Annotated in this window: 14 protein-coding genes and 1 tRNA gene; 2 read left to right on the forward strand and 13 right to left on the reverse strand. The window is 54.2% G+C overall.

Features of this window, described 5'->3' with window-relative positions; genetic code table 11:
• Positions 1-54 precede the first annotated feature (54 nt).
• From ACLD1Y_RS16235 to ACLD1Y_RS16250, 4 genes are all read right to left on the reverse strand, one after another.
• Positions 55-837 carry an SIR2 family NAD-dependent protein deacylase gene (locus ACLD1Y_RS16235; RefSeq protein ID WP_429478897.1) on the reverse strand — a complete coding sequence of 261 codons (783 nt, stop codon included), beginning with the start codon at positions 835-837 and terminating at the stop codon, positions 55-57.
• An 886-nt stretch (positions 838-1,723) separates the two neighbouring features.
• On the reverse strand, positions 1,724-2,380 hold the full coding sequence (locus ACLD1Y_RS16240) for a hypothetical protein (protein WP_314481773.1): 657 nt from the start codon (positions 2,378-2,380) through the stop codon (positions 1,724-1,726).
• A 4-nt stretch (positions 2,381-2,384) separates the two neighbouring features.
• Complete coding sequence (locus ACLD1Y_RS16245) at positions 2,385-5,792, reverse strand: hypothetical protein (protein WP_429478898.1); 3,408 nt, start codon at positions 5,790-5,792, stop codon at positions 2,385-2,387.
• On the reverse strand, positions 5,789-7,207 hold the full coding sequence (locus ACLD1Y_RS16250) for a tyrosine-type recombinase/integrase (RefSeq protein ID WP_429478899.1): 1,419 nt from the start codon (positions 7,205-7,207) through the stop codon (positions 5,789-5,791). Before ACLD1Y_RS16250 ends, ACLD1Y_RS16245 begins: the two co-directional genes overlap by 4 nt.
• A 350-nt stretch (positions 7,208-7,557) precedes the next feature.
• Here ACLD1Y_RS16250 and ACLD1Y_RS16255 point away from each other — a divergent pair, with 350 nt between their 5' ends.
• Complete coding sequence (locus ACLD1Y_RS16255) at positions 7,558-7,848, forward strand: hypothetical protein (protein WP_314481767.1); 291 nt, start codon at positions 7,558-7,560, stop codon at positions 7,846-7,848.
• 273 nt (positions 7,849-8,121) lie between these two features.
• On the opposite strand, the gene ACLD1Y_RS16260 is transcribed toward ACLD1Y_RS16255, so the two are convergent.
• Positions 8,122-8,209: transfer RNA gene (locus tag ACLD1Y_RS16260), tRNA-Ser, on the reverse strand.
• Between the two features lie 285 nt (positions 8,210-8,494).
• Between ACLD1Y_RS16260 and ACLD1Y_RS16265 the strand changes: the two genes are divergently transcribed.
• Positions 8,495-9,166, forward strand: coding sequence for a Bax inhibitor-1/YccA family protein (locus ACLD1Y_RS16265; protein ID WP_424081513.1), 672 nt, complete (start codon positions 8,495-8,497; stop codon positions 9,164-9,166).
• A 67-nt stretch (positions 9,167-9,233) separates the two neighbouring features.
• On the opposite strand, the gene murB is transcribed toward ACLD1Y_RS16265, so the two are convergent.
• The 8 genes from murB to ACLD1Y_RS16305 form a co-directional block, all read right to left on the reverse strand.
• Positions 9,234-10,253 carry a UDP-N-acetylmuramate dehydrogenase gene (gene murB / locus ACLD1Y_RS16270; RefSeq protein ID WP_429478901.1) on the reverse strand — a complete coding sequence of 340 codons (1,020 nt, stop codon included), beginning with the start codon at positions 10,251-10,253 and terminating at the stop codon, positions 9,234-9,236.
• A complete protein-coding gene (locus tag ACLD1Y_RS16275) occupies positions 10,250-10,714 on the reverse strand; it encodes a low molecular weight protein-tyrosine-phosphatase (RefSeq protein ID WP_429478903.1) in 465 nt (154 codons plus the stop codon). The genes murB and ACLD1Y_RS16275 overlap by 4 nt, the downstream gene beginning before the upstream one ends.
• Complete coding sequence (gene kdsB, locus ACLD1Y_RS16280; RefSeq protein WP_429478905.1) at positions 10,714-11,478, reverse strand: 3-deoxy-manno-octulosonate cytidylyltransferase; 765 nt, start codon at positions 11,476-11,478, stop codon at positions 10,714-10,716. Before kdsB ends, ACLD1Y_RS16275 begins: the two co-directional genes overlap by 1 nt.
• Positions 11,475-11,660 carry a Trm112 family protein gene (locus ACLD1Y_RS16285; protein WP_105522807.1) on the reverse strand — a complete coding sequence of 62 codons (186 nt, stop codon included), beginning with the start codon at positions 11,658-11,660 and terminating at the stop codon, positions 11,475-11,477. Before ACLD1Y_RS16285 ends, kdsB begins: the two co-directional genes overlap by 4 nt.
• A gap of 24 nt (positions 11,661-11,684) precedes the next feature.
• On the reverse strand, positions 11,685-12,695 hold the full coding sequence (lpxK, locus tag ACLD1Y_RS16290; RefSeq protein ID WP_429478906.1) for a tetraacyldisaccharide 4'-kinase: 1,011 nt from the start codon (positions 12,693-12,695) through the stop codon (positions 11,685-11,687).
• Positions 12,695-13,123 (reverse strand): ExbD/TolR family protein, encoded by a 429-nt coding sequence (locus ACLD1Y_RS16295; RefSeq protein ID WP_429478908.1) that lies wholly within the window; start codon positions 13,121-13,123, stop codon positions 12,695-12,697. Before ACLD1Y_RS16295 ends, lpxK begins: the two co-directional genes overlap by 1 nt.
• Entirely contained in the window at positions 13,120-13,755 is a 636-nt protein-coding gene (locus ACLD1Y_RS16300) for a MotA/TolQ/ExbB proton channel family protein (protein WP_065885051.1), read from the reverse strand. The genes ACLD1Y_RS16295 and ACLD1Y_RS16300 overlap by 4 nt, the downstream gene beginning before the upstream one ends.
• A 98-nt stretch (positions 13,756-13,853) precedes the next feature.
• Positions 13,854-16,079 carry a DNA internalization-related competence protein ComEC/Rec2 gene (locus ACLD1Y_RS16305; RefSeq protein ID WP_429478910.1) on the reverse strand — a complete coding sequence of 742 codons (2,226 nt, stop codon included), beginning with the start codon at positions 16,077-16,079 and terminating at the stop codon, positions 13,854-13,856.
• Positions 16,080-16,207: the final 128 nt, after the last annotated feature.

The raw sequence follows: 16,207 nt of genomic DNA on the forward strand, positions 1-16,207 counted from the left end.
GCCGTCAGGAATTCTAAGTGAGCCCAAGTCGCGGAGCGCGGGCACTGAATAGCCTCATTCTACGAAGCATTCGGGCCCAAGAGGATCGCCAAAAGCTTCGGTAAGTAGACCTCGCATCAACACCGAAGCCGGCCCTTGAAGAAAATGCTCCCGACCGCTGATGTCGAACCGCACGGGATTGATGTGAACGACAGTCGCCCCATGACCCAGAGCACGTAGCGGAAGCTCAGCAGCTGGATAAACGATTCCGGACGTACCAATCGAGAGGAAGACATCACACTTCTCTGCGGCATCCAGCCCTGAACTCCAAGCATCCTCAGGCAGCATCTCACCGAACCAAACAACCCCAGGCCGGACGTACCCGCTGCAGGCACTACATTGTGGCGGCTCAATCCGACTTCCGTTTTCGGGCAGTGCATCCGACGTACCGGGCAACGTGTACGCCTGCCCACAATCGATGCACCGAGGAGAGTGCAGGCTTCCATGCAGATGAATCACCTCTTGGCTGCCCGCGCGCTCATGAAGGTCATCAACATTTTGCGTGATGACAGTCAGCTTGGGCACGCGCTTGGCAAGCTCCGCAATGGCTCGATGGGCCTCATTGGGTTGCGCCCGGACAACCTTCTGTCTGCGCCACTCGTACCATCCCCAGCAGAGCGCAGGGTCGCCTCTGTACGCATCACTGGTGGCAAGCTTGGCAGGGTCGAAGTGCTCCCAAAGACCCGTCAAAGCATCTCTGAAGGTAGGAATACCGCTCTCCGCTGAGGCGCCAGCACCAGTAAATACGACTACGTGCTTAGCCTCCCTCAATTGCTGAGCCAGCGTACTGCTTGTCATGAGCACTCCTTGGACATGGGTTTCATTTTTGGTGCCGTCACTCTGGGTGCTGAATGGGTAGCTGGTGATTGTCAGTCAAAAACTAAGAAATTCTAAAAAATTTAGATAGGTAATTTCTTGCAGAGGTTGATTGCCGTGCCATCTCCACTCCCTGCTCAGCCGAGGTGATTTCGATGAATTGCCATTTGATCCTCGGGAAGATCAGTTCGGGGTTCTGCGTTGGGATAGTATGAATAAACAGCGCGGTAAAGAATTAGAAATTTAGAAATTCAATGCCTTGAGGAACTCAGTTTCTTGAGCAATGGAGGGTGCTACATGCACGAGCAGCACCGACTTGGTCTGGTCTCGGAGAAGGCCAAGATTCAGGACTCGTCGACATTTCTTCATGTGAAGCTGGGCAATGCCTATTAGCTCGAGAAGCTCAATCTGATCCGCAGCATCGAAGCAGGTAATCAGTATGGCGAATACCGGGGAGACGAAGACGATCAGGATGATAACGATGAAACCAATCGTGGAGACCGCCTCTCCGACGTGTTAAAGCGGGTCAAAGAGTCAGAAACTATAGGTTGCGCTTATCGCTGAGCAACTGCTGCTCTCGGGGTTGGCGGATGCCGCGCGGGAGCTTGGCTAGACGTGGACGACCATCAATAGGCTATGGACGACCGACCCGCAGGTCGATAATTAGTGAAAAGCATTGTTGTTATTGGGAACTAACACAGAACACGGATAAATTGCTTTCTTCAGTACGGGCCGCTCACCTTCGCAATGTAGGCCACGGCTATTGGGTTTTGGGCGCAAACATATGATCGATAAAGGCGAACTATCCCTAGCAACGACATCATACCTTTGCGAACTATGCCTCTGCATTACCGAGACCAGCAAGAAGCTAAAAATGCAACTTTTTACGCAATGCTTCAAGTCGTAAAAGATCATCGTAAGTCGCAACCAAATCCATTGGCCCATGTAAACCTGCGACTTTGAAGTCCCTATCTTCCTCACCAGGCATTTTGGTGATAAACATTCCGCCCGCGCCGCTAAGCACGTCATCAAGCATCCTGATAACGAATTTAAGCTCCTCTGCTAAATAGTCGTTATCCTGCCTTAATTTCTCACCATCCATGCTCAACGCCGGGTCAATGCCTGAGTCAAGATTCCGAATTGTGAGCTTGAGCTGCTCAATGTGGCCCGCAAGACTGGCATTTCGAATTTTCAGAGCTTCGAAGTCCGAGGAGCTTACGGATACAGGAACAGAAGACTCAATACTCAGACTCAAATGCTGTTCGAGAAGTCCTCGGTATTTATCATTTCGTAATAACGTGACATGACTGATGGGCTTGAATTTTTTAACCTGCTTATCGGTAGGCAAGGTTAAATAGACCCTCAACTCAATTTCAGCGACAATCTTGGCAACACCTACGGCCAAATTCGTCACATTCTCAAAAGTTGCAGATGACAAAACATCCAAAGCGTTCTGGATTCTCGTAATCCGGGCAGCCCTGGCATCTTCTCGGTGTGCTTCAAATGGATCAACGCGCGGTGCCAAGAGATTAGCCCTCCAAAAGAGTGACGCCGATTTTAGCAGAGATGTATTCTGCCGGCTTAGCTTCAAAGGACGGATTAGCAGCAGCATGCCCGATTTTAACCACATCCCTCACGTCCAACACCCCGGCTGAAAGCATGCTCGCAATCTGCGATGAAAGCTGATGACTCGGAGGTCTAGGGTCGACACGCAACAACTCTTCAAATTTACCTTGTTGGACAAGCATCATGCCACGCATATAGGCAAATTTCTGATCAAGACGTGCACTGTTAACATCTGGGAAATTTTGTACATCGATAAGACGCTTCAACAAATGCTCACCGTCTGAAAGGCTAATTTTCTTATAATGAGCGGCCAACCCGTTCTTGTCGCTTAGGAAGAGGCTTTTGAAATCCCCATCATTAGCCATCTTATAAAGTTGCTGTTCAATTGCTTCCAGTGCACACGCCTCTCTGGCATGGCGGTCATACTCACCATTGAGAGTCTCCTCTACCTGGTGATTCCGAGAGGACGGTTTCAAAGCCTGATATTCCTTCAGTTTGTCCAAAACACCCCGCATCATTTCTTTAGACTTATCCTTCTCTGCACACACAGCAGGCAGGTGGTCAACGCCTCGGATTGCGTAAGGGCAAAGCGCGCAGGGTCTACCCACGCCGATTTGATCCACGACCTCTTTCGGACAACGGTTGCCGAAAGGACAAATATGACAATTATTGTATGCCAGTGTCGTGTAGCGTTTGGCGCGTAAGACCTCTAGACCGTTTTGCTCCTCCTTCACCCCAGTCAAACTCATCAGGCCATGCGTTTCAATAGCCTTGATTGGGTCTTGATGGATACTGTCCTTCAACCTTGCATTCAGCTTGAGAACTGCCTGCGCAAGTTCTGGTGCTTCCCCGCCTTGAAGCTTGTCCATATTTTTGGTCATATAGTCAGCGAGTAGTTTCTGGTGGTCGGGCATATTCTCATCATCGAAAATGGTGTAATACCATACAAGCTCTTCTGTCTGCCCCGTCATAAATTGACCAATGATTGAAGGTGGCAGAAAGCGCATCGCTTCAGTCACAAATCCAGCACGCAAACCGTGGGGGGTATGCGGACTGCTGAGTGAGCTTACTGAAACCTTACTCAGAGACAAATCGTCGTACCCTGCGATCGGCGTTTTCTCATTCGATGCAGTCTTAATGAAAACCAAATCCTCACCAGAGTCATCCTCCATAACAACTTTGATGAAGTACTGAAGAATCATTAAAAAAATAGGAAAATACCGGTTATTTTTCCAGTTACTGTCAGCGGTGCCCGAGTTACGAAAGAGAGGTTTGTATTGACCAAACTTCGAACCCTCCGTCATACCGTACCAAAGATCTTCCTTGTAGGACTCGGAACTGCATGAGTCATACCATTTCTTTTGGCGATCCATGATATGGATGACATGCCTGGACACAATGGCAGTCCATTCACCATGAGACTTGTCTGAACTTACGAAAAGCGGCGCCAAGGGGCTCTTCCAGTAGCGATCAAGAACACAATCGTATTTATCCTTGTTAAGCCAAGCGAGGTGGTGCTGACGAAGCCCCGTCTCACACATGAGCTGTGTCAATCGGACTTCGTTAGGTGAGACAAGTTGTAACACTCGCCCTCCAGTTTCGAAGTCAACGACTTTATAAAAGCGCGGCAAAAAATCAAATCGATATATCCGTTTCTCATGATAAAAAATAGGCGTGTAATTCAACAAGGATTGGCTGACCTGATCCAGCCCCTGAACCTCACGCGAAATTAAACCTGCCCATGCATGGGAGTGCAGAAGATCAGCCATAGACGGCTGAATTAGCTCTCCATCCATCACGCCATAATTGATATCCATCTCCCTCCTACCTGCGACGGATGGCATCAAATTGATGTGTTCAACCAGGTACTCGAAGCTATAGAGCATGCTGAGAAATGTGGCGAAATAAGGGCGTGGAATGGGGCGCTTCACTGTTCCCGACTTTTTTTCAATGGGAGGGAAGCACGAACTTGTAAAAGTACACTTAGATTCGTCAGCATCAGGCAAGGCAAGACGATTATCTTCAACATACTCACAAAAATGCTGCATAATCAGCACTCGCGAATAATGAGTCTCGTTAGTCCAACCATGTGCTCTAGCAAACGCCTCTAAATATGTCAGAAAGGTGTGTGGCGGCACCCGCACAAACTTGATAACGCCGTCCAAGAAAATTGATTCACGTGTAAAATACAGACTACAAGAAAAATCATTAAGTGTTCTGGGATAATTTTCAAGCGACCCATCACGGCGCATGAAAAAATTCGGTAGATAGGCTAACAAGTAGCTCATAAGCATACCAAGCATGAACGTGTGACCGTGCGATTTCTGCAATCGTTTAGACTTCATAAAGGATTTATAAACCGCATTAATATGAAGCGCGAACGTTTGTACTTGATGATGTGACCAGTCAAAAAGCGGGAATCGCGCGCCCTCCTCCCCCAAACTAAATACCTCTCTGATACGAGATGAAGGGAAGTGCATTTTGAAAGTTTCTTTGAAGTCGAAATCACGTTTCCCAGAAGCTAACTGCTGCGCAACTTCAAGCGACCTTAAAACTGACTCTTCAGCTGCAGTCTTTGCCTTCACCTTAGGCAAGACGCGACGCCCCAATCGAACACGCTCCGGCCTGGCTACTTGCTTAGATATCTTATACTGGGCAAAGATCGCCTCTACTACTGCCTTTTTCTTCTCGCATGCAGAAGTAATATTCAGCAGGAAGTCGTTAACATAATATCTACGAAGCGGCAATACACCAACGCCATTCGCACTATCGAATAATCTCTGACAGTCCTCCGACTGGATATCATCTAAACCATAAAAAGTCGTACTCAGAAGCAACCTCAACCAGAAATTAACTCGACTACTTCCGTCATTGAATTCGCCTCTTTTGAAAATACTCTCGATTTTTGATTCAGGATGCAGGCCTCGAACCAAGGTGAGTGACGCAACATCCAGCTTCTCACAAAGCATATCAAAACATTCAACCTGGTGATTGATTGTCTGAATTGACAGAGGTGCAATCAGCACCCTCCGGCCCCAAAGGGCAATGAATACCATACGAAAAAATTGGCTGAGTGCCATGTCGTAGGAGGGAGGAGTATTACCGAGCGCGCGGTCAACATCGCTAAGAGAGGTTTCACTATCACGAAATGTCACTTGCAAAAGGGTATCGAGTTCAAGCCTCCCCCAACTGCTGATGTCCACACCAGAATTCAAGACAGCCTCAACTTTATAAGCCAAACTATTATTGTTGCTTGCACCATGAACTTTTCTGTAAATTTGGCGCACAAGCGAAACCGCCTTTCGAAACTCGCCATTCAAGTGCTCATCGGAAACCAGCCAAATAGCGCTATTCTTGTCCAAATTAATCATGCCGCACTCTCCACACAGAGTGAAAGTTTCAACTGCTCAATTTCGCTCTCTAAATGTTTGATCTGCACTTGAGTTGTGCTGAAATTTGATGCAGACATTCGCAGCATGTTAATGGCGGCAAACGTCGCCTCGAGCATTTTTGCATCTTTGCGCGCGTAACGCTCCGTAGACTTGATTGACTTATGCCCCATCAATGTTTGCACCACTTTGAGTTCCAACCCGAACTTGTTTTTACCCACTGGATTAGGACAATGATTAACAAGATAATATGCGTACATATGGCGCAGCGAATGAAAGCCATAGCTAGTACCCGTCAAGTTGGCCGCTGCCCTACTGAATCGTTCCCAAACTGCCTGGTAGGATAGAGGCATAGCATTGCCATTTCTGAGGTTACGAAAAAGAAAACGATGCAGTACTGGCCTGCGCCTTTCTTTTTCCTTGTCACGCTGCTCTTCATTGTAAAGACCAAGGTTGTACCAAAACATCGAGGCAAACGGCTCAATAAGGAAAGTACCAGGCGTGTCCCTTCCTTTATGATCAAGCTTATTCAGATCTGCTTCAGAAATATAATCAATCAGCACATCCCGACGCGTATCAGGGTCTACGATATATACCTTGTTCAGTTTCGGATTCTCAGTATCAATCTCAATATCATCAAGTAGTACCGTCAAAGCTTCTGAAATCCTACAACCAGACGCAGCGATGAGCGACCACAGCACCTTGTCTCTCAGACAAGCTGCACTGTCAATCAGGGCCTTACACTTATCAATCGGAAATGCTTTTTCATCGCCCCCAAACTCATCAGTGCGCGCCAGAGTTGAAGGCTTTGATTTGGGTGCAAGGTTTTGCGTCTTAATTCTCTTGGCACCGCCTGCAAGGCAACCTGCCAACCAACTATTAGCTTTGATAGAGGCACTAACAGCTTTAGGGGCATCGATATGTTTAGAGATAGTAATAGGCATCATCGAGATCGCCACTTCAGATACATAACCACTGCGCTGCATTTGCAGCAAGCCGTCTCGCATAGCCTCACTAGCTGCGATGAAACGGTTTACAGCAACAAGATGCACGCAAACAGATGCCCCCGAAATTTTCTGGGAACCCAGTACCTTTGCAGCTTCACGAGCGATCGGTGCGTCACTATTTTCTCCGAAAACCAGATAACTTTCATAGCTATCCAAAGCATCATTGAGAAGAGTCGGGGTAAGGCCGTGGTTATAGATGCTGACTTGGTGCATAAAGTTAAGAAGGCTTTGAACCGCATAGCAGTACGCCTTAACGGTTTTGAATTTCTTCAATTTGGCTAGTTGATAAGCCCAGCTATCGAAAAATTCAGACATCGCCTGATCCGGACAGAGGAGTCGGAAAGTAGGGATACCGTTACGGGTGGTTTCATACAGTTCTACGTGCTTCATAACCTGACATGCGCCTCATATGTGTCGTCAGAGCACGACTGGCTCCAAATTTCGGGCGCATCCTTCCACATCAAAATGATGAACGCAACAAGATGCAACTAATTAGTTGCATCTTACAGTATGCTGGGAGCATACCGTTTTTTAAACGCCCGATTAGGGCAACTCTTATGGCGTAACAACGCTCCCAATGGAGGGCTAGCGGTGTCGCTGCGATTAACAGTGACGAACGAAGCAGGGGGCTCTGCGTCCATTCGAGCGATTAGTCAACTCCAACAGTCCTATAGCGCAATCCAATCTCATTTTGCTGATGCCAAGGAGGCGGAAGTTAAGGTCAGACCAGGAGGAGATTTATGGCCGTCACCACATCAGCGGCTTTGCTGATACGGAAATCTAGCAATCTCTTGCTGGGCGAGGTCGGCAGGGAGCGAAAGGAGACTGGTCGCTTGGTGAAGACTCTGAGTGATATGCCATCTTGCTCAAGTGAGGGAGCCAATCTGTTTGCCAGCCTGAATATGTGCCTGCCGGGCATTTTACGAGTTGAGCTTTTTAGTTTCTGGCAATCACAAATGGGGCATCAAATGCCCGTCACTCACCGCCCATTAGCGACCAACTGTCAAACCGCAGGCTTCAGCTCAAAATAGGATTCGGGCACATCGCCAGGCCAGCGATGCAGATATCACCTAATGGACGCGAGCGCAGCTGAAGAATAAAGAGGGAATTGCAAGCTAATGAAAAAACTACGCCAAAGCTTCAGCGGACAGGAGGCCTAAGGTGCAACCAAAATTGTTGCACCCTTAGGGAAGCACTTTTTAGATGCGAGGGGTTTTGCCCCCCCTATCCCAGACTGTAGCTGAAAAAGCACAAAAAAAGGGCCTAGATTTTCATCTAAGCCCTTGATTTTATTGAGTTCGCGGCGGGAAACCAGGGATTCGAACCCTGGGAACGCTATTAACGTTCGCCGGTTTTCAAGACCGGTGCATTCAACCACTCTGCCAATTTCCCGTTTATTCCGATGACGCGATGAAGCGGTACTGCAAGGTGCAACTGGAGATAGCCTTAGATAAGAACCCTGGGAACGCTATTAACGTTCGCCGGTTTTCAAGACCGGTGCATTCAACCACTCTGCCAATTTCCCTTGTGCATCACAGGATTAGAATAGCTCATCCTGCCTCAGCGGGCGCCATAATACCCGAATGAAACACACTGTCAAACTCTCGGCATCGCTTGTTACAGAGCGTCTGTTATGATCTTTGCGACTGAACGTTTCAAAACCGAAGGAGTGTCGCCATGCGCGAACAGAATTACGCAGTGAATGGTAACGCGCAGGCTGAGCAGCTTGAAGTCAGCCGCGTGTTGCGCAACACCTATGGCTTGCTCGCCCTTACCCTCGCATTCAGCGGCGTGATGGCGTTCGTGGCTCAACAGATGCGCGTCGGCTACCCGAACATTTTTGTTGTGCTGATCGGCTTCTACGGGCTGTTCTTCCTGACCAACAAGCTGCGTGACTCGGCCTGGGGCTTGGTGTCGGCATTTGCCTTGACCGGTTTCATGGGCTTTATCCTTGGCCCGATCCTCAACCGCTACCTCGGCATGGCCGGCGGCGCGGAAGTGGTCAGTTCGGCGTTTGCCATGACGGCACTGGTGTTTGGCGGCCTGTCGGCCTACGTGCTGATCACTCGCAAGGACATGAGCTTCCTGGGTGGTTTCATCACCGCGGGCTTCTTCGTGTTGCTGGGAGCGGTTGTAGCGAGCATGTTCTTCCAAATCAGCGGGCTGCAATTGGCGATCAGCGCAGGTTTTGTGCTGTTCTCCTCTGTGTGCATCCTGTTCCAGACCAGTGCGATCATCCACGGTGGTGAGCGTAACTACATCATGGCGACCATCAGCCTGTATGTATCGATCTATAACCTGTTTATCAGCTTGCTGCAGATCTTCGGCATCATGAGCCGCGATGACTGATCCTTTACCGCAATAAAAAATGCCCCGTATCGAAAGATGCGGGGCATTTTTGTTTTCACTGATTGGCTCAGTACTGGTTGGGTTCCATTTCCAGGTCCACCTTGAAACGCTCCGCGATATCCCGTTGGATACGCTGCGCCAGGTTTGCAATGTCATGGCCTGTGGCGTCGCCGTAGTTCACCAATACCAGCGCCTGCAACTTGTGTACGCCTGCGTCACCGTCCCTGAAGCCCTTCCAGCCGGCCTTGTCGATCAGCCAGCCGGCAGCGAGCTTCATTTGCCCATCGGCCTGCGGGTAGGCCACCAGGTCCGGGTACAGCGCCTGGAGTTCAGCCGCAAGCACCTGGGGCACCAAGGGGTTCTTGAAGAAGCTGCCAGCATTGCCGAGTTCCGCCGGGTCTGGAAGCTTCTCGCGGCGAATACTGCAAATCGCCCGGCTGACATCGCTCGGTGTCGCCTCGGTGATCCCCTGCCCAGCCAAGCGCTGCTGCACCGGGCCGTAGTCAAGTTTCAGGTGGCTGGCGCGACTGAGGGCAAAACGCACCCGCAGGATCAACCAGCGCCCGGTTTCGTGCTTGAACAGGCTGTCACGGTAGGCGAAATTGCATTCCTGCAGGCTGAAATCCCGCAGCTCGCCGGTATGGCGGTCCAGGGCCGTCAGGCCAGCGAATACATCTTTGATTTCTACACCGTAGGCGCCGATGTTTTGCATCGGCGCAGCGCCGACGGTGCCGGGGATCAGGCTCAGGTTTTCCAGGCCGCAAAAACCCTGCGCCAAGGTCCACAACACAAACGGGTGCCAGGTTTCACCGGCTTCGGCCTCGACGACCACCTGCTGACCATCATCCTGCAACACCCGGATGCCCTGGGTCGCCATGCGCAACACCAGTGCTGAGATGTCTTGGGTCAGCAGCAAGTTGCTACCACCACCAATCACCAACAGCGGCAGTGCGTGTGCGGCAGCATAGGCCAGAGCTTCGCGAACGTCGCTGTCGCTGTGGGCCTCGGCAAACAATTGCGCACGCACGTCGATGCCAAAGCTGTTGAATGGCTTGAGCGATACCTGCGCAAGCACGTGCAAGGTCATAACCGCCCCTTCAATTCGATCACCAATAGGTCACAGGCCTGCTCGATCAGGTCCAGGACCCGCTCGAAGCCTTGCTCGCCCTCGTAATACGGGTCGGGCACTTCGTCCACTTCTGCGTCGTAGCGGCGCAAGAACAGGTCCAGCTGCGCCTTGCCTTGTGCCGGCTGCATCGCCTTGAGGTTCCGCAGGTTGCTGTGGTCCATAGCCAGGATCAGGTCATAACGCGCAAAGTCGGCGCGAGAGACCTGCTGGGCACGTTGGGCCGACAGGTCGTAACCGCGCGCCAGCGCTGCACGCTGGCTGCGCTGGTCCGGCGGATTGCCGATATGCCATTCGCCCGTACCCGCGGACGCAACCTCTACCTGCGCCGCCAGGCCCGCTTCGCGCAATTTATGGCGCAGCACGCCTTCAGCGGTGGGCGAGCGGCAGATATTACCGAGGCAGACAAACAAAACCTCCATCAAGCCCCCAGCAGGCGACGGACGCGCTCAAGGTCTTCTGGCGTGTCCACACCGGCCGGTGGCGCTTCCAGCGCATCGCCCACATGGATGCGCACGCCGTGCCACAGGGCACGCAGTTGCTCCAGGGATTCGGTGTTTTCCAGCCAGCATGGGCCCCAACTGACAAAGTCATGCAGGAAGCCTGCACGGTAGGCGTAAATGCCGATGTGACGGCGGTACGGCACGCCTTCTGGCAGCACGTCAGGGTGCTTGGCAAAAGCATCACGCGCCCAGGGCAAGGTGGAGCGACTGAAGGTCAGTGCCAGGCCATTGATGTCGCTGACCACTTTCACCACGTTCGGGTTGAACAGCGTATCGATGTCTTCGATGGGTTCAGCCAGTGTGGCCATGCGTGCTTCGCTGTGGGCCGCGAGGTTGGCCGCCACTTGGTCAATCACGCTTGGCGGGATCAACGGTTCGTCACCTTGCACGTTGACCACGATGGCATCGGGCGCCAGCCCCAACTGCGTGGCCACTTCGGCCAGACGGTCGGTGCCGGAGTTGTGGTCTTCCCGGGTCAGCACCGCTTCAGCACCAAAACCTTTGCAGGCCTCGATGATGCGTGGGTCGTCGGTGGCGATCACAACACGCTCAGCGCTGCTTTTGCAGGCCTGCTCCCACACCAGTTGAACCATCGGCTTGTTGCCGATCAGTTGCAACGGTTTGCCGGGCAGGCGTGTGGAGGCGTAGCGCGATGGAATGACAACGGTAAAGGCAGTGGTCATTTATCCAGACGCTCGTCATTGGTCAAGGTGCGGGCTTCGCTCTCCAGCATAACCGGAATGCCATCACGAATCGGGTAGGCCAGGCCGGCGCCTTTGCTGATCAGCTCGGTTTTGTCTGCGCTGAGCTTGAGTGGGCCTTTGCAGATCGGGCAAGCGAGGATGTCGAGCAGTTTGGTGTCCATGAATGTTTCCTGGAAATAAGCGATTTAAGGCAAGAGTCGGGCGGGCAGCAGGCGCATCAGCTGCGTGTCGAACCAGGCGACGAACGCTGGCGATGGCACCGCATCCACCGCAAGGTACCACCAGTCGGGCTGGGCAAAGGCGCGGCACTTCACCGCGTCCTTCTCGGTCATGACCAGCGGCAATGACGGCGTAAAATTCAAGACCTCGGCACTGTAGGGCGCGTGGTCGGCAAAAGCATGGGGTATCGGCTGCCAGTGTAGCGTTTGCAGGGTATTGAAGAAACGTTGCGGGTTACCAATGCCGGCGACCGCATGAACCTGCTGGCCTGCCTGGAAATAATCGACCGGCTGACGTTCACCTGTGTTCAAGTTGACCAGCGCCGTGGGCGCCAGGCGAAAGGCAAAGCCATCTTCACGGTCTGATTCAGCGCCGTTGTAAAGCAGCGCATCAACGCTTTGCAAGCGCTCTACAGGCTCGCGCAACGGCCCGGCAGGAAGGCAACGGCGGTTGCCCAGGCCACGGGCGGCGTCGATCAGCACCAGCTCCAGGTCGCGGGCCAGGCGGTAATGCTGCAGGCCGTCGTCGGAGAGAATCAGGTCCAAGGGCTCGCTGGCCAGCAATGCCTTGACCGCACGGCTGCGGTCAGGATCGATCATCAACGGCACACCACATCGCTGCACGATCAAGAGCGGCTCATCACCGGCCACTTCGGCGCTATGGCTGGACTCAACCCGCCACGGCAACTGCGGCGGCTTGGCACCATAGCCACGACTGACCACGCCGACGCGCAACCCACTGCGTCGGCAATGCTCAATGAGCCACAGGATCAACGGTGTCTTGCCGGTGCCGCCCACGGTGATATTGCCCACCACCACCACTGGCACCGGAGACTGATAGATCTCGCCCTCGCCCGCCAGGAATCGTGCGCGTTTACGCTGCACGACCCGGCGATACAACGACTCCAGTGGCCGCAACAGCGCAAGGGCCGAATGACCCTCGTACCAGGCCTTGAGCAAGCGATCAGACATGGCCATCAGGGTTGGCTCGCCGCCTCGATGGTGGTCATGCGCAAGTGGCTGAAACCCAGCTTGCCAGCAGCATCCATCGCGGTAATTACTGCCTGGTGCTGGGTCTTGCCGTCGGCGCTGATGGAAAGTGGCATCTTGGTATCCCCCCCGGACTCTTTTTCCAGAGCAGCCATCAGGCTGGTGAGGTCATTCTTCTCAAGCAACTGGTTATTCACCGAAAACACCCCATCGGCGCTGATGGCTATGTCTAGCTGCTTGACCTGCTGGTCTTCGGCCGGCGAACCGCTGACGGCTTCTGGCAGGTCGACACGCAATTCGGTCTGGCGCGTGAAGGTGGTGGTGACGACAAAAAACAGCAGCAGGATAAACACCACGTCGATCAGCGACGCGAGATTGATATCGACATTTTCCCGTTGCTTGCGGCGAAATTTCACGCTTTGCCCTCAACCAGGTCTACATCACGATCGCCTTGCACCACTTCCACCAGTTTGATGGCTTCCTGCTCCATGCCAACTACCAATTCATCGATACGGCGCTGCAGGAAGCGGTGGAAGAACACTGAGGGAATACCCACCATCAAGCCCGCCGCTGTGGTGATCAAGGCCTTGGAAATACCACCGGCCAACACGGCTGCATTGGTGGTCATGCCCGAGCCCATGAACGAGCTGAAAATATCGATCATGCCCAGCACCGTGCCCAGCAACCCCAGCAAAGGTGCCATGGCGGCGATGGTGCCGAGGGCGTTGATGTAGCGCTCCAGTTCATGGATAACCCGGGCAGCGGCCTCTTCGATGCACTCCTTCATGATCTCGCGACCATGCTTGGAGTTGGCCAGGCCCGCCGCGAGGATTTCACCCAGTGGCGAGTTGGCACGCAGTTCCTTGAGTTTTTCCTTGTCCAGTTGCTTGTTCTTGATCCAGCCCCAGACCTGCCCCAGTAGATGCTCGGGGGTCACGCGACTGGCGCGCAGGGTCCACAGGCGTTCGGCAACGATGCCGAGTGCGGCGATAGAGCTCATGATGATCGGCAACATCATCCAGCCGCCGGATTTGACCAGTTCCCACACAGTGAATATCCCCTCGAAAAAGTACGCCACTTTACCATATAGGTTCGGCAGCGGGGTTCGTCGACCCAGGACCTGCGTCGGCCCTTTGTAACCTGGGATTAAGGTAACCGCCCGCGCCAGAAGCTGCGTTGACTGCGCGCAACAACCGGTGGCGAAAAAGCCCCCAGCCTCAGGCGCACGGCCCCTTGCTCTGCACTGTCGTATACCCGGCTGCCCAGCGCCTGGTAGCGTTCCATCACCTGCGGGTGGGGGTGGCCGAAGCCATTGCCGCGCCCCCGGGAAATCAATACAGACGAGGGTGCCAAACGCTGTACAAACGGCCATGAGGAAGACGTGCGACTGCCGTGGTGAGGCGCCTGCAGCCAGTCGGTTGGCAGCGCCAAGGGTGAGGCCAGGAAGGCCTGCTCGGCCGCACGATCGATATCGCCGGTCAGCAGCAACCGCTCACCGTTGGCCTGCACCTGCAGTACACAGGATTTCGCGTTGCCATTAGTGGCGTCAGGCCACTGCCAGAGCTCGAATGACACACCGTCCCATGTCCAGCGCTCGCCGCTCAGGCAAGGCTGTGTACCGAGAAATGCCGGCAGCCCGTCGGTCTCCCCGCCCACCACGCGCTTGACCGGCATGCCGTTGGCAACCGCCGCCGCACCACCGGCATGATCGGCGTCGGCGTGGCTGAGCAGCATCATATCCAACGCTCCTACACCCAGCTTGCGCAACGACGGCAGCACCACGCGCTCGCCCAAGTTGAATGCGCCAGCGCGCGGGCCGGCATCGTAAAGCATAGTGTGATGGCGAGTGCGCAGGATCAGGGACTGACCCTGCCCGACATCTAGCTGCACCACCTCTACCTGCCCGTGGGGCACCAGTTCTCGCGGCGGGAACACCGCCAGCAACAGCATGGGCCAGCCCAACAAGCGAAACGGCACGCCCTGGGGCAGCAAAAGTAGAACAGCCCCCATCAGGCTTATCACCCAGTACCTCAACGGCACCTCGGGAGGGACCCATGCCGGCACCAGCCCGGCGAGCCATTCCAGGCCCCTGAACAACCCATCCAACGCCCCGCCCGCCAACCACAACAAACCCTCCCCCACAATGGGCAATGGCAGCAGTACTGTACCCAACAACGCCAGCGGCAACACCAGCAGGCTGATCCACGGCACCGCCACCAGGTTGGCCAACGGTGCACTGAGACTGATTGGCAGCCCCAACACCAGCAGTACCGGAAACAGTCCGATCGCGATCAACCATTGTGGCCGGGTCCACGCCTGCCAGAGGCTCCAGGACCCCAGCCGCCCACCAAAGGCCAGGATCAACACCGCCACCGCTGCGAACGACAACCAGAACCCCGGCTGCAGGCTGGCCAATGGCTCAAGGATCAACACACCATTGAGTGCCAGCAACAACGGCCACCAAAGGCCAAGATGGCGAAATCGCAAGCGCCATACCAAAACCAGCCCCAGCATTACGCAGGCGCGCTGCACCGGTACGCCAAACCCCGCCAACACGCCGTAAGCCAACGCGGCAGTAAAGGCCAGGCCACAGGCCCATGGTAGCCAGGGCCACGTGCGGGGCCAGCAGCCGTAACGCGCCAATACGACGATCAGCCCGTAGACCAGACCCGCCAACATGCCGATGTGCTGGCCGGAAATGACCAAAAGGTGCACCGTTCCAGTGTCCTGCAATACCCGCCATTCCTCGCTGGCCAACCCGGAACCGTCCCCCAGCACCAACGCTGCCAAGCTTGCCTCGCGCCCCTGGGCATCCACCGCCATCAAGCGCTGGCGGAGTGCGTCGCGCCAGGCATGGTGCGCTGGCGCCAGCCGTTCGCCATCCTTCACCGTGCCCGTGGCCCCGATGCGCTGGGCCAATAGCCAGGCTTCCTGGTCGAACCCATGAAAATTCAGCAACCCGGACGGTCGTCTGAGGGTGATTGCCAAGCGCCAGCGCTCACCACTGCGCACTGCCGGCCCGCCCCGCCAGGACACCCGGATACGCTTGGGTAGCCGGCTACTGCGCGACCGGCTGTCGGCCAACTCAAACCGCACCCCTTCACCCGTTTGTTGCGGCAATCCGGTTACCCACCCTTCGACCCAGCGGGTCTGGCCGTCCAACACGGGCAGCAGGCGATCATCCAGCGCTCTTTGCGCGCTGATGCATGCCCAGCTCAACCCCAGCAGGAAAAACGCCAACGGATAGGTGCGAAAGGGCAACAGCATCAACGCCAGCACCAACATGACAATCAGCCACCCACCAGGTGGCAGCGCGGGCAACCAACGCAACGCCAACAAGCCCAGCGCCAATGCAAACATCCCTGTCCTCATGAATCATCCTTTTCAAGTGATCCACTGAGTCTTAGCCGGGCCTGGAAAGCGACCTATGATCTTTTGTCACAAAGTCTGAATTTTCTGTTTATAGAATGCGGGCATACTTGCCCCTCGAATTGACCTGG

The sequence above is a fragment of the Pseudomonas sp. 18175 genome, assembly GCF_050432925.1.
Taxonomy (GTDB): Bacteria; Pseudomonadota; Gammaproteobacteria; order Pseudomonadales; family Pseudomonadaceae; genus Aquipseudomonas.